The sequence below is a fragment of the Streptomyces sp. Sge12 genome (assembly GCF_002080455.1).
Classification (GTDB): domain Bacteria; phylum Actinomycetota; class Actinomycetes; order Streptomycetales; family Streptomycetaceae; genus Streptomyces.
In genome coordinates this window covers 3,110,670-3,123,195 of the sequence record NZ_CP020555.1, presented here as the reverse complement: position 1 = coordinate 3,123,195, position 12,526 = coordinate 3,110,670, and the positions used below count along the sequence as shown (strand labels likewise).

Below are 12,526 nucleotides of genomic sequence, written 5' to 3'. Positions count from 1 at the left end.
CAGGGCGGCGAGAGCGAAACAGATCCAGCCGCGCGGGCGGCGCACCGCCCTCACCGGGAACCCCCCTCGAGCGCATCGGCGGTCCGCGTCCTCGCGAGGTGCGCCGACGCCGTCTGCAACTCCCCGGCCAGCGACTCCACCGTCGCCGCCATGTTCTGTGCCGCCTGCACCTTGAACGCGTCGATCGCGTCCAGCGTCCGGTAGATCTGCGCGAAAGCCGTCCGCAGCGTCTCCACGCCCACCGCCGGATCGGCCGCGATCCGCTGGATCTCACCGCTCTGCGTGGACAGCATCTCCGCGTTGCCCCGGATCAGCTCCTCGGTGGTCCCCTTCAGGGCGTTGACCTGCTCGATCACCTTGCGCTGGTTGTCGAGGGCCGAAGCCAGCATCACCGCGATCCGCAGCGCGGACACGGTGGTGGTGGCGGCCCGGTCGACGCCCTTGATCAGCTCGTCGTTGTTGCGCCGGACCACGTCCATCGCCAGATAGCCCTGCGCGCACACGGCCAGCTGCGTCAGCAGGTCCTGGTGCTTCTGCCGGACCGGGAAGAGCACGTCCGCGCGCATCGCGTCGGCCGCCCCCGGATCGGTGTGTTCCGCCTCGGCGATCCGCTGCTCGACAGCACCGTCCAGGGCCTCGGTGAGGACGGCGTACTCCTGGAGCTTGCCCATGGTCTCCCACAGGCGCGAACGCTCGGTGTGCAGGGCCGCGTTGTCGCGGCGCAGCTCGTCCTGGCCGCTGCGCAGCGCGCCCACGATCCTGTTGAGGGTGGCCTGCGAGGAGGCGTACTTCGCGACGTGGTCGCGGAACCTGTTGCCGCCCAGCTTCGAGAGGATCCCCTTGAAGCCCTTGCCCGGCGTGTCCCGCGGATCGAGGTCCTCGACGGTGCGGCGCAGCTCGACCAGCGACCCGGCGACGCGCGCCTGGGCGTCGCCGCCGCCGTCGGAGCCCAGCGAGCGCACGGTCCGCTCCAGCATCCGGTTGGACTGCTGGGCGGCGGTACGGATGTCGGCCGAGCCGAGTCCGGCTATCTCGCCGATGCGCTGGGCGAACTCGGGGGAGCGGGCGTCGATCGCGGCGAGCGAGCCCACGTACTCCCCGGCCCGGCGGGCCATCTCCTCACGGACGCCGTCCTGGAGCGGAACCAGCCCGGCGGCCTGTTCCCTGCGTACGGGGGCGACGGGCTCCGGAGGGCTCAGGTGGAAGGACGTGTCCTCGGGCGGTGTCAGTGTCATGGCGTGTCCCCCTGGCCCTTGGCGCGCCGGGCCAGCGCCATCAGGATCTTGACGGTGGGTGTGCCGACCTGGCGGATGCCGGTCAGACCCGTGTTGAGGTAGGCGGTGTGCGGTGCGGTCGCCGCGGTGAACTCGGCCACGCCCTCCTGCGGGCGGAACCCGTGGAGCACGGCCAGCTCGCGCAGCTTGGGATCGGTGGCGAGGAGGGAGCCCAGCTCCTTCGCCTGCTCGGTCAGCGGCACGAAGGTGTGCGCCGAGTTGACGGTGGTGTCCGGGTAGAGCACGACCATGTCGCCCGGATCCTGGTGCTGCATCAGCAGCGAGGCCACCTGGGACTCGTACACCAGGATCAGCGGTTCGCCGCTGCCGCTGATGAAGGCCCGGAACGGGTCGTCGGTGCTGGGCTCCAGCGCGCCCTGGACGGAGATCAGCTTGCGCATCAGGGGCGCGGTGCGGGCGATGCCGGCCTCGTCGGCGACCACGGTGTTGCCGTTCGCGACATTGGACGTGGCGGCGAGGAAGAGGGCGCCGGAGTTGGAGGAGGCCGGGTCGGTGGTCTTGATGAACACCGTGCCGGTCAGCTCGGCGTGCGCCGCGGAGCCCGGCAGCTGCTGCCAGGTGCGGTCCTCGCCGGCGGCCTTGAGGTAGGGGCCCATGAGCAGGGTCCCGGAGTTCTTGCCGGTCATCCGGGCGAGGCCGTTGTCGGCCAGCACCCGGGCGGCGCCCGGCCGGGCGATGACGACGAGCGGGGAGAAGAAGGGCTTGGTCTCCTGGGCTCCCTTGAGCCCGGCGGCGGCCGCGACCTCCTTGGCGGGTTCACTGCTGCTGGGGAAGGCGAAGTCGAACTCCTTGAGGGCGAGTTGGTCCATCGCCCAGGAGCCGGAGGTCTCCGTCTTCACGGTGTAACCCTTGGCGGCAAGGGTCTTGACGACGTCGGGGTCGCGGAAGAATTCGGACTTCTCCGAGCCGATGACGCCACGCACGGTCTTCGTTGCCGTGGTTTCTGGGTGACCCTTCCCCTGGAACGCGACGACGTAGAGCACGCCGCCGATCAGGAGGAGGCCCAGGACGATTCCTAGGATGCGTCTCACGGGTGCAGCGTGCTCGCGGAAACCCACATTCCGCGACGAGTCGAATGAACGTCAGGTGTCCAGGCGGTCCCACTTCGAAATGCTGTGTGGGCCCGTGGGTGCTGGTGGGCGGGGCGGCGGCCCGGGAGGATCGGGGCATGGTCGTGAGCGCGTTGAAGTGGCAGGGCTGGCTGGTCGGCCTGGTGACCGTGGCCGGGCTGCTGGTGTTCGCCCCGCTGGCTCTGTACGTGTGGGCGAGCGGCGGCGATCCGCCGCAGGCACCGCCGCGGGCGGCGGTGGAGGACGTACGGGTCACCGGGTGCCGAATCGATCCGGCCAGCCGCCGGGTGGTGGCCGCGGTGGAGGCGACGGGGCGCGCCGAGGGCCCCGGCGCGTACGTCGTCACGGTCGAGTTCCGCGACCGCGCAGAGGCGGACCCGGCCGGGCGGGCCGCGCAGGCACTGGTGAGGATCCCGGGCGTGGCCCCGGGCGCGACCGAGTACGGGGAGGCGGTCGGCCCGGTGTGGCCGGTGGCGACGGTGCCCTGGTGCGGGATCGCCGGCGCGGAGTTCGCGCGGGCGGCCTGAAGCGCCGCGGAGCGGCGTGCGGGCAGGGCGTCGCCACCGGTCCTCACCGTGCGGCGGGTCAGCCGTTGTTGTTCACCTTGATGACGACGGTGCTGCACACCTTGTCCGCGAAGGTCTGCTTCTTCTCGTCCCACAGCGGCCACAGGTAGCCGATGTAGCAGGCGATGCCGTCGAGGAAGTGCGCCAGCTTGCGGACGAACGCCATGCCGAAGCCGATCGTCGCCCCGTCAGCCTCACGGTGCAGGCTGATGCCGACGATCTTCTTGCCGAAGGACTGGCCGGTGGAGCCCTCCCGGTACAGCTGGTAGAAGGCCATGCCGATGAGGTACAGGAAGCCGAGGATGCTGAAGATGCCGGCGATCGCCTGACCCGACTCGTTGCCGCCGAGGGCCGCGGCGAGACCGACCAGCGCGTACATCGGACCCGCGATGATCAGCAGGTCGAGCAGGTACGCGCCGACGCGCAGACCCCAGTGGGCCAGCGGCGGCATCCCCGAGCCCGGCATGCCCGGCGCGTGCATCCCCGGCGGCGGGTAGGCGCCGTACGGCGGCGGGGCCTGCTGGGGGTAGCCGTACTGCGGGGCGGCGCCCTGCGGCGGTTGCTGCGGGTAGCCGTACTGCGGGGGGACACCCTGCGGGGCCTGCTGCGGGTGGCCGGGCTGGCCCTGCGGGGGCTGCTGGCCGTAGGGATTGTTCGGATCGCCGAAGCTCATGGGCGAATCTCTCCAGAATGCTCGAACGGGGACGAAGCGGAGCGGAGGAGATTGACCATGTGGAGCGGCCTCCCCCGTGCTGCCGCGATCTTTCAGCCCTCATCGTGTTCGGAGCACCGGAATCTGTCCAATTTCCGCCCCTGCCGCGGGCTCGCGGGCACGGGCTGTGGCACCCGGTCCGGAGCCTCCGCGGCCCCGGACCGGGGCCGTCTAGAGGGCGCCGGCCAGGTCCGTGGACTTCAGGGCGGCGGCGTGCGCGTCCATGCGCTCCGCGGCGAGGATCGCGACGGTGGTGTCGGCGCGGGACGCGGCGACGAGGAGCGCGCGGGCGGCGAGGTCGTGGGCGCGCTGGTGCAGCGCGGCGGCGTCCTCGGCGGAGTGCCGCGGCGCGCGGGCGGGCTGGGCCCCGCGCAGTCGCGCGACCTGCGCGGCGATCTCGGCCGCGCTCTCGTCGAGCCCGAGCTCGTCGGTGACGGCGAGAAGGGCGGCGAGGTGGCCGGCGAGCTGGATGTCCAGCGCTTCGGCGCGGCTGCTGTGCGGGTACTCGGCCGGAGCGGTGCCCATGCGGTGGACGACCGGCTTCGTGCGGATCGGCTCGTACATGAGGTGGCCTCCTGCGTGGTCAGGAGACCATCCTACATTGGATCGGTTCTAAAGTTGAGCTGAATCCTGCTGCTGGGCGGCGCGTCTCGCCGGGTGGACGCCGGCGAGACCGCACACGTACGCGACTACAGCTGGCTGTAACCGTCGAGGAAGTTCCCGATCCGGGTCACCGCGTCGGCCAGGTCCTTGGCGTTCGGCAGGGTCACGATCCGGAAGTGGTCGGGCTCGGGCCAGTTGAAGCCCGTACCGTGCACCACCATGATCTTCTCGGCCCGCAGCAGGTCGAGGACCATCTGCCGGTCGTCCTTGATCTTGTAGACGGACGGGTCCAGCTTGGGGAACGCGTACAGTGCGCCCTTCGGCTTCACGCACGTGACGCCCGGGATCTTGGTGAGCAGGTCGTACGCGACGTTGCGCTGCTCCAGGATCCGCCCGCCGGGCAGGACCAGGTCCTCGATGGACTGCCGGCCGCCGAGCGCGGTGGCCACGGCGTACTGCGAGGGCATGTTCGCGCACAGGCGCATGTTCGCCAGGACCGTGAGGCCCTCGATGTAGCAGGAGGCGTGCTTCTTGGGGCCGCAGACCGCCATCCAGCCGGCCCGGTAGCCGGCGACGCGGTAGTTCTTCGAGAGCCCGTTGAAGGTCAGCGTCAGCAGGTCGGGGGCGATGGCGGCGGTGTTGTGGTGCACGGCGCCGTCGTACAGGATCCGGTCGTAGATCTCGTCCGAGCAGACGACCAGGTTGTGGCGGCGCGCGATGTCCGTCAGCCCGCGCAGCATCTCTTCGTCGTAGACGGCGCCGGTCGGGTTGTTCGGGTTGATGATGACGATCGCCTTGGTGCGATCGGTGACCTTGCGCTCGATGTCGGCGAGGTCGGGCATCCAGTCGGACTGCTCGTCGCAGCGGTAGTGCACGGCCGTGCCGCCGGCGAGGGAGACGGAGGCGGTCCACAGCGGGTAGTCCGGCGCGGGGACCAGGACCTCGTCGCCGTCGTCGAGCAGCGCCTGCATCGACATCTGGATCAGCTCGGAGACGCCGTTGCCGAGGTAGATGTCCTCGACGTCCAGGTCGATGCCCTTGGTCTGGTAGTGCTGCATGACCGCGCGGCGCGCGGAGAGCAGCCCCTTCGCGTCGCCGTAACCGTGGGCGGAGCCCAGGTTGCGGAGCATGTCCTCAAGGATCTCCGGCGGGCACTCGAAGCCGAAGGCCGCGGGGTTGCCCGTGTTGAGCTTGAGGATGCGATGACCTGCTGCTTCGAGCCGCATCGCCTCTTCGAGCACGGGGCCGCGGATCTCGTAACAGACATTGGCGAGTTTGGTTGACTGGATCACCTGCATGACGGGAGCTTACGGGCCCGGGTGCGAGCGTGACGTGCGTTTTCGAAGAGAGGTCCGGGGGCGATTTGTCCCACTTCGGGCAATGGGTGGGCAGGAGCGCGGTCCCTCCTTGGAATCCGGGGCCGCGCCCACGCTCCGACCTGCGGAATGGGTGGAGCGGGGGTGGCCGGCAGCGCATGGTGTTGCGCTCGTCACCCCGGGTACCGACCAAGATCGGGGGCGTCGGGTACGCCGCACGGGTGCGGGGCGCGGGTGCGGGCGGGTGTGGGCCCGAGTGCGGGCCCGAGTGCGGGCCCGAGTGCGTGGGGTGAGTACGTCGATGGATATCCGCATGAGTATGCGGGATGAGTACGCGCACTCATGCGGGCGCCGGTGTCGCGGTGGAGGCTGGGCGCATGCACCGGGCGAGCGGAAGCCGGGGCGGCGCGGTCATCGCCGCCGCGGCGGACCCCCGGTGGCGGCGGGGGCGGTCCTTGCGGGCCTGCTCCTGCCGGTGGTCCTGAACGGCGGCAACTGAGGGGCGCGAGACAGTGGTTTTCGTAGTCGGTGACATGGAGATCGCCACGGTCGGCACGGATGGCGACGACCGGGCGATCGAGTTCCTGGTCAGGCCGGAAGGGGTGGTGGAGGAGGGCCACTTCGCGATCTTCCGCGACCACGACCAGGACTGGGAGTCGGCCCGCCTCGCGATAGCCCCCGACTCGGGCAGCGTCCCGCTGGCCGCGGTGGAATGGGCGGTGGAATTCGCCCGCGAGTACTTGTGAGGGCGGGGTAGGGGCGGGGCGGGGTCGGGCGGGCGGGGTCGGTCGGGGTCGGTCGGTCGGGGTCGGGATGCGCGGGGTGGCGTTGGCGGGCGGGGGTGTGGCCGGGCGGGGTCGGTTGGTGCGGGGTGGCGTTGGTGAGCGGGGTTGTGGTCGGGCGGGGCCGGATGCGGGGGCGGGGCTTCAGGGGCGGGACCTGCTGGGCCGGTAGTCAGGGACGCGTATGGGGGTTTCCCGTCAGTCTCATCGTCTCTCCGTGTCGGGCCGGTCCCTCAAGGGCGCTCCTCCTTCGTCGTCGCGTCGCTTCGCGATGGCCTTCGGCCACCCTTGACCGACCGTCCCGCCCCGGACATACGAAGACTGCCGGGAAACCCCCAAAGGAACGGGCCGGGCGTTCCTTTCCAGGGACGGGCACATCAGAGACCCGCGAGCACGCCGGGCGTGGGCACGCCCCCGAGGCGGGCACACCCGAAGCCACCTGCCGGGTCGGTGGGCGCACCAAATCGCTACGCGCTCCTCACTCCTCAGCGTCTCCAGCCCGTCTTGAGCCGGACATAGGCCGCCCACGGACGATTGGCGCTTCTCGCGTCTCAGCGTCCGACGACCGTCTGGGGTTGGGCATAAGCCGCCCACGACCCGCTGGCGCTCCTCGATCACGCGCCTGGCGACCGTCTGGGGTTGGGCATAAGCCGCCCACGACCCGCTGGCGCTCCTCGATCACGCGCCTGGCGACCGTCTGGGGTTGGGCATAAGCCGCCCACGACCCGCTGGCGCTCCTCGACCATGCGCCCGACGACCGCCTTGAGCCGGGCACAGGCCGCCCACGACCTGCTGCGCTCCTCGGGCACGCGTCCGACGACCACCTGGCGCTGGATGCAAGCCGTGCATGGACCCTTGGTGCTCTTCGGTCACGCGTCCGGCGACCGTCTTGGGTCGTTGGGAGGGGCTGACGGCCGATCCTTCGGCTATTTCGTCGTGGATCCGGGTCAGCGCCGGACCGAGCCCACAAACAGGGGCACAGGCAGGGGCAATTGGGGCAAACTGTCGGCCTTTTGCGGCATCCACGTGCCCTGACCCGCATCCACGACGAAATAGCCGCTGTCCCACGCCTTTCCACCCCAAGCAGGCGGCAGTCGCAGTCATCGAGGAGCACCAACGGCCCGTGGGCGGCCTATGCCCAGCCCAAGGCGGTCCTCGGACGCATGTCGAGCCTCGAACCGACGTCGTGGGCGGCCTGTGCCCAACCCCGGACCGTCGTCGGACGCGTGACTGAGGAGCGCCACGGGTCGTGGGCGGCCTATGTCCAACCCAAGACGGTCGTCGGACGCTGAGAGGTGAGGAGCGCGTAGCGATTTGCTGCGCTTCCCCCGACCCGGGAGGTGGCTTCGGGTGGGCCCGCCTCCGGGGCGTGCCCAGCCCCGGCCCGCTCGCGGGTCTCTGATGTCCCCGTCTCTAAAGACTTGGCCCGGCCCGTTCCTTTGGGGGTTTCCCGGCAGTCTTCGTATGTCCGGGGCGGGACGGTCGGTCAAGGGTTGAGCGCAGCGAAATCGCGAAGCGACGCGAGGAACGAGCGCCCTTGAGGGACCGGCCCGACACGGAGAGACGATGAGACTGACGGGAAACCCCCATACACATCTCTGACTACCGGCCCAGTGGCTCCCGCTCACCAAAGCCCCCCACCACCCAACCGACCCCGCCCGACCCCGCCCCCGCCCCCTCGCCCCGGGTCAGTGCGGGGTGCGGGCCTGCCATGCCGGGTGTGGGGTGCGGGGGGCGCGGTGCTTGTGGGTGTCGATCGTGAGGAACAGGGCTCCCGAGGCGGCCGTCGCGGCGAACGACAGGACCGCGGCGGCCGGCCGCCACATGTGCGAGATCCCCGGGAGGGTCAGCCACGTCGCTGCCGAGGCCCCGGCCATGAACAGCAGCAGCCCGATCCTCGCGGCGAGCGACATGCTGCCGCTCGCCGCGACGCACCCGTACCCCAGGAGCGCACCCGGGGCGGTGGTCACGATCACGCCCAGGATCACGAAGAGAAGGAAGGCGATGAGCACGGCGCGCTGACCTCCGGACGGATGTGCGTCCCCGCCGGTGCGGCGGGGTCGTCGACGCCATCCTGTCAGATGATTTGAACACGTTCAATGCGCGTCCGGCGCACGCTCGGTGCACGCTCGGTGCGCGCTTCACGCAGGGTGCTGTCACCCGGAGGCTCCGGTGTCGGCGGCAGGGCCCGGCGGCGGGGGCGTGGCACGATCGCGGGATGGAGTACCGGTACGCCACCGAGGCCGATGCGCCCGCCATGGCGGAGCTCTTCGCCGCCAACCACCACGACGCGCTGACCGAGCGGCAGCGGGCGGAGCAGGGGTTCGTGCAGGGCCGGTTCGACGTCGGCGCGCTGCGGGCGATGGCCGGCGCGCGCGAGCTGCTGGTCGCGGACGACGCGGGCCGGATCGCCGGCCTCCTCGCGCTCTCCGTGCCCACGGCCCTGGCCGATCCGCCGCCACCGGTCGCGGGCCTGCTCGGGGCGCAGGGCGTCCTGGAGTGGCAGGGGCGGCCCCTGGCCGAGGCGCGGTGGCTGCTCTACGGGCCGGTCGTGGTCGACTCCGCGTACCGGGGTCGCGGCGTGGCCCGGGCGTTGTTCACCATGGCGGTGGCGGCCGCCTCGGAGCGCGCCGACGTCGTGGTCGCCTTCATCGAGGCCGGGAACGTGCCGTCCTGGAAGGTGCACGTCGACGGCTTCGGCATGGTCCCGCTGGGCGAGTTCGTCGCGGGCGGGCGCACGTACGGGGCGGTGGCCGCGCCGACGTTCTGAGGGCGGTCAGTCCGTGTGCTCCAGGATCACCAGCGGGATCTCACGGGGCCGGGCCGCGGCGCGGTCGTCCTCGAACGGGGGCCACAGGGCCGTCATCATCTCCCAGTACATCTCCCGCTCGCCGGGCGTGGCGGTGCGCGCCCGCGCCATGAAGGACGCGGCGCCGACCTGGAGGCGGACCTCCGGGTGGGCGGTGAGGTTCCGGTACCAGCGGGGGTGCTCGGGGGCGCCGTCGGCGGAGGCCAGGACGAGGTGGCGGCCGGTGTCCTCGCAGTAGATCAGCGGGGTGCGCAGGGTGCGGCCGCTGTCGCGGTCGAGCGTGGTGAGCAGGAGGGTGGGTACCCCGTGCCAGAGGTGCCCGTCGGCTCCGGCGGTGGTCACGTAGGCGCGGACGTGGTCGAGCCGGGGGCCGGGGCGCGGGTCGGTGGGGTGTTCCCAGTCGACGTCGAGTGCGTGCATTTTTCCCGTCCTTAGGGTCGTGTCCCCCCTGTGGCTAACGAGCATTAACGATTCTGGATGCGCCCGACCCGTAGCGCATGCCTACAGGTCTGGACCAAGCTCGGCCCATGGATCTGGAGCTGAGACACCTCAAGATCGTCCGGGCCGTCGCCGACGCCGGGAGCCTGACCCGGGCCGCCACCGCGCTCGGCCTCGCGCAGCCCGCGCTCAGTACACAGCTGAAGCGCATCGAGCGCGCGCTGGGCGGGACCCTGTTCGTGCGCGGCCGCGAGGGCGTACGGGCCACCGCGCTCGGGGAGCTGGTGCTGGAGCGGGCCCGGGTGCTGCTGCCCGCCGTGTGCGAGCTGCAGGAGGACGCCCAGCGCTTCGCCCGGCAGGGGACGCCGGGCCACCGCCTCGGCGGCACGCACGGGCCGCTGCTCGGCGGGCTCGTGGACCGGCTCGCGCACCGGGAACCGGGGGTGCCCGTCACCACGTACACCTCCTGGTCCGAGAAGGACATCGCCGGGAGCGTCGCCGAGGGGCGCCTGGACTTCGCGCTGGTCGGCGTCTGCGGGGAGAGCGCACCGCCCGAGCCGGGGCGGCTGGCCTGGATGGAGGTGGCGCGCGATCCCGTGCACGTGATGCTCGCCGAGGACCATCCCCTCGCCCTGGCCCCGCGCGCGGAGATCGAGCTCGCCGAGCTGGCGGCCGAGGCCTGGACGGACGTCCCCGGCGACGGGTGCTTCGGCGACTGCTTCGCCGCGGCCTGCGTGCGCGCCGGGTTCACGCCCGCCTGCGTCTACGAGACCGACACCGCCTCCTGCGTGCACCTGGTGCAGGTGGGGCGGGCCGTCGGGCTGTGCCGGGCCACCTTCCCGATGACCCCCGGGGTGGTCACCCGGCCGCTCGCCGGGACACCGCTGATGTGGCGGCACCTGCTGGGGTGGCATCCCGCGGCGCGTGCCGCGGCCCGGGCCGCGGAGGTACTGGAGCACGCCCGGGCCGCGCACGCGCAGGCCCTGGAGGGATCGGCCGGCGGGCCGCCGCCGGGGCGGCGGGCAGCGGACGACCCCGCCCCGGGGGGCGACCCCGGGGCGGAGCTTCGGCAGCATCCGTATCGCGCTGAAGCCGCGGGCCGCACCCGGGTACCGGCGCGCCCGAGCATGAAGGCGCCGGGTACCCGAGGGCCGGGCACCTACGGCAGATAGCGCTCGATGACCTGCGGGCCCTCCTTCTCGATCAGCATCCGGGCCTTCTCGACCCGCTCCGGAGTCGGGTCGTGGCCCGTCGCCATCACGAGGTCCTCGGGGTCGTACGGTCGCTCCCCGCCCGTGAAGAGCCGGTCCGACCGTGTGGGCTGCTCGTCGGGTTCACTGACCATCGCGTACCTCCTGCGGTTTTCCCCTGGCCCCATCCTCCGACCGCCGCCCCATGAACGCACCTCGACCGCGGGCGGGCCGCCGGACGGTCCCGGGCATAACACCGGGGGAGGGGCCAACCGGCAGCTCCCGCACGGCGGTTCGGATTTCTACGGTTTCCGCAGACCCCCACCGGAAACCGAGGAGATCCCCCATGCCCAAGCGACACGCCCGCGCGGCGTGTACCGCCCTGGCCGCGGCCGGGCTGCTGCTGGCCGCCACCGGCGGCGCCACCGCCGATTCCGCCCCCGCCGCACCCTCCGCGGCGGTCACCCTGCGTACCGCGGACGCCCCGCCCGAGCTGCTCGCCGCCATGCAGCGCGACCTCGGCCTGACCCCCACGCAGGCCAAGGCGCGCCTCGCCCACGAGGCCGAGGCGGGGGCCACCGCCGCCCGGCTGCGGGACCGGCTCGGCGCCGCCTTCGCCGGGGCGTGGGTGGACGGCGCCGACGCCGCCATCCTCACCGTGGCCACCACCCGGGCCGCCGACACCGCCGCGATACGGGCCACCGGCGCCCGGGCGAAGCTGGTCACCCGCACCCTGGCCGACCTGGATGCCGACCGGGCCGCACTGGACCGGGCCGCCGGCCCCGCGACCCCGGTCCGCTACGTCGACCCGCGCTCCAACACCCTGGTCGTCGAGGAGACCGAGGCGGGGGCGGCGGCCGCGCTGCTGGCCGCCACCGGGACCGGCGCCGACCGGGTCACGGTGGTCCGTACGGCCGAGGCCCCCCGCCCGCTGTACGACCTGCGCGGCGGGGACGCGTACTACATGAACGGCAGCGGCCGCTGCTCCGTGGGCTTCCCCGTGACCAAGGGCGCCACGAACGGCTTCGCCACCGCCGGGCACTGCGGCCGCGCCGGGACCACCACCAGCGGCTTCAACCAGGTCGCCCAGGGGTCGTTCCAGGCCTCGGTCTTCCCCGGCAACGACATGGCCTGGGTGGCCGCGAACACCCAGTGGACCGCCACCCCCTACGTGAAGGGCAGCGGCGGGGCGAACGTCCAGGTCACCGGTTCCGTGCTGCAGCCCGTCGGAGCCTCGGTGTGCCGTTCCGGATCGACCACCGGATGGCACTGCGGCACGATCCAGCAGCACAACACCAGCGTCACCTACCCCGAGGGCACCATCTCCGGCGTGACCCGCACGACGGTCTGCGCCGAGCCCGGCGACTCGGGCGGCTCCTACATCTCCGGGAGCCAGGCGCAGGGCGTCACCTCGGGCGGCTCCGGCAACTGCTCCAGCGGCGGCACCACCTTCTTCCAGCCGCTGAACCCGATCCTGTCGGCGTACGGCCTCACCCTCAAGGTCAGCGGCAGCGACCCGGGCCCGGGCCCCGGGCCCGGCGAGCCCGAGCCCGGCGGCACGTGGAAGGCGGGCACCGTCTACGCGGCCGGCGCCACCGTCACCCACGGCGGCGCGAGCTACCGCTGCATCCAGGGGCACCAGGCCCAGACGGGCTGGGAGCCGCCGAACGTCCCGGCGCTCTGGCAGCGGGTCTGATCGGCCGGCCCCGGGCCGGGAACCGGTGCCGTGACTGCCAAGGGGGGAG

General features: G+C 72.4%; 13 protein-coding genes. 5 read left to right on the top strand and 8 right to left on the bottom strand.

Annotated elements, in window-relative coordinates:
- Nucleotides 1–50 precede the first annotated feature (50 nt).
- Nucleotides 51–1,235 (bottom strand): toxic anion resistance protein, encoded by a 1,185-nt coding sequence (locus B6R96_RS13600; RefSeq protein WP_081522584.1) that lies wholly within the window; start codon nt 1,233–1,235, stop codon nt 51–53.
- On the bottom strand, nt 1,232–2,326 hold the full coding sequence (locus tag B6R96_RS13595) for a substrate-binding domain-containing protein (RefSeq protein WP_237291418.1): 1,095 nt from the start codon (nt 2,324–2,326) through the stop codon (nt 1,232–1,234). Before B6R96_RS13595 ends, B6R96_RS13600 begins: the two co-directional genes overlap by 4 nt.
- A 143-nt stretch (nt 2,327–2,469) precedes the next feature.
- On the opposite strand from B6R96_RS13595, the gene B6R96_RS13590 reads away from it, so the two are divergent.
- The gene (locus tag B6R96_RS13590; protein ID WP_159062094.1) at nt 2,470–2,892 is read left to right on the top strand and encodes a hypothetical protein; all 423 of its coding nucleotides are present in this window, start codon (nt 2,470–2,472) and stop codon (nt 2,890–2,892) included.
- Between the two features lie 58 nt (nt 2,893–2,950).
- Here B6R96_RS13590 and B6R96_RS13585 read toward each other — a convergent pair whose 3' ends face one another.
- From B6R96_RS13585 to B6R96_RS13575, 3 genes are all read right to left on the bottom strand, one after another.
- The gene (locus tag B6R96_RS13585) at nt 2,951–3,604 is read right to left on the bottom strand and encodes an RDD family protein (RefSeq protein WP_081522582.1); all 654 of its coding nucleotides are present in this window, start codon (nt 3,602–3,604) and stop codon (nt 2,951–2,953) included.
- 210 nt (nt 3,605–3,814) lie between these two features.
- The gene (locus B6R96_RS13580; protein ID WP_030390224.1) at nt 3,815–4,207 is read right to left on the bottom strand and encodes an SCO4983 family protein; all 393 of its coding nucleotides are present in this window, start codon (nt 4,205–4,207) and stop codon (nt 3,815–3,817) included.
- A gap of 125 nt (nt 4,208–4,332) precedes the next feature.
- Nucleotides 4,333–5,544, bottom strand: coding sequence for a pyridoxal phosphate-dependent aminotransferase (locus B6R96_RS13575; RefSeq protein WP_030390223.1), 1,212 nt, complete (start codon nt 5,542–5,544; stop codon nt 4,333–4,335).
- A 530-nt stretch (nt 5,545–6,074) separates the two neighbouring features.
- Here B6R96_RS13575 and B6R96_RS13570 point away from each other — a divergent pair.
- Entirely contained in the window at nt 6,075–6,308 is a 234-nt protein-coding gene (locus B6R96_RS13570; RefSeq protein ID WP_030390222.1) for a hypothetical protein, read from the top strand.
- Nucleotides 6,309–8,032: 1,724 nt separating this feature from the next.
- Here B6R96_RS13570 and B6R96_RS13560 read toward each other — a convergent pair.
- The gene (locus B6R96_RS13560; protein ID WP_081522581.1) at nt 8,033–8,356 is read right to left on the bottom strand and encodes a hypothetical protein; all 324 of its coding nucleotides are present in this window, start codon (nt 8,354–8,356) and stop codon (nt 8,033–8,035) included.
- Between the two features lie 206 nt (nt 8,357–8,562).
- Here B6R96_RS13560 and B6R96_RS13555 point away from each other — a divergent pair, with 206 nt between their 5' ends.
- Nucleotides 8,563–9,114: a GNAT family N-acetyltransferase gene (locus B6R96_RS13555; protein ID WP_081522580.1), complete on the top strand. Its 552-nt coding sequence runs from the start codon at nt 8,563–8,565 to the stop codon at nt 9,112–9,114.
- A 6-nt stretch (nt 9,115–9,120) separates the two neighbouring features.
- Here B6R96_RS13555 and B6R96_RS13550 read toward each other — a convergent pair whose 3' ends face one another.
- The gene (locus B6R96_RS13550; RefSeq protein WP_051779167.1) at nt 9,121–9,573 is read right to left on the bottom strand and encodes a nitroreductase/quinone reductase family protein; all 453 of its coding nucleotides are present in this window, start codon (nt 9,571–9,573) and stop codon (nt 9,121–9,123) included.
- Between the two features lie 107 nt (nt 9,574–9,680).
- Here B6R96_RS13550 and B6R96_RS13545 point away from each other — a divergent pair, with 107 nt between their 5' ends.
- A complete protein-coding gene (locus B6R96_RS13545) occupies nt 9,681–10,763 on the top strand; it encodes a LysR family transcriptional regulator (protein ID WP_081522579.1) in 1,083 nt (360 codons plus the stop codon).
- Here the strand turns inward: B6R96_RS13545 and B6R96_RS13540 are convergent.
- Complete coding sequence (locus B6R96_RS13540) at nt 10,751–10,936, bottom strand: hypothetical protein (protein ID WP_030385746.1); 186 nt, start codon at nt 10,934–10,936, stop codon at nt 10,751–10,753. The two genes, B6R96_RS13545 and B6R96_RS13540, sit on opposite strands and share 13 nt — an antisense overlap.
- Before the next feature lie 191 nt (nt 10,937–11,127).
- On the opposite strand from B6R96_RS13540, the gene B6R96_RS13535 reads away from it, so the two are divergent.
- The gene (locus B6R96_RS13535) at nt 11,128–12,477 is read left to right on the top strand and encodes a carbohydrate-binding protein (RefSeq protein ID WP_081522578.1); all 1,350 of its coding nucleotides are present in this window, start codon (nt 11,128–11,130) and stop codon (nt 12,475–12,477) included.
- Nucleotides 12,478–12,526: the final 49 nt, after the last annotated feature.

Bases quoted from the DNA above. Each gene is read 5' to 3' on its own strand.
- B6R96_RS13600 (WP_081522584.1), bottom strand. From the start codon at position 1,235: ATGACACTGACACCGCCCGAGGACACGTCCTTCCACCTGAGCCCTCCG.
- B6R96_RS13585 (WP_081522582.1), bottom strand. From the start codon at position 3,604: ATGAGCTTCGGCGATCCGAACAATCCCTACGGCCAGCAGCCCCCGCAG.
- B6R96_RS13580 (WP_030390224.1), bottom strand. From the start codon at position 4,207: ATGTACGAGCCGATCCGCACGAAGCCGGTCGTCCACCGCATGGGCACC.
- B6R96_RS13575 (WP_030390223.1), bottom strand. From the start codon at position 5,544: ATGCAGGTGATCCAGTCAACCAAACTCGCCAATGTCTGTTACGAGATC.
- B6R96_RS13555 (WP_081522580.1), top strand. From the start codon at position 8,563: ATGGAGTACCGGTACGCCACCGAGGCCGATGCGCCCGCCATGGCGGAG.
- B6R96_RS13550 (WP_051779167.1), bottom strand. From the start codon at position 9,573: ATGCACGCACTCGACGTCGACTGGGAACACCCCACCGACCCGCGCCCC.
- B6R96_RS13545 (WP_081522579.1), top strand. From the start codon at position 9,681: ATGGATCTGGAGCTGAGACACCTCAAGATCGTCCGGGCCGTCGCCGAC.
- B6R96_RS13540 (WP_030385746.1), bottom strand. From the start codon at position 10,936: ATGGTCAGTGAACCCGACGAGCAGCCCACACGGTCGGACCGGCTCTTC.
- B6R96_RS13535 (WP_081522578.1), top strand. From the start codon at position 11,128: ATGCCCAAGCGACACGCCCGCGCGGCGTGTACCGCCCTGGCCGCGGCC.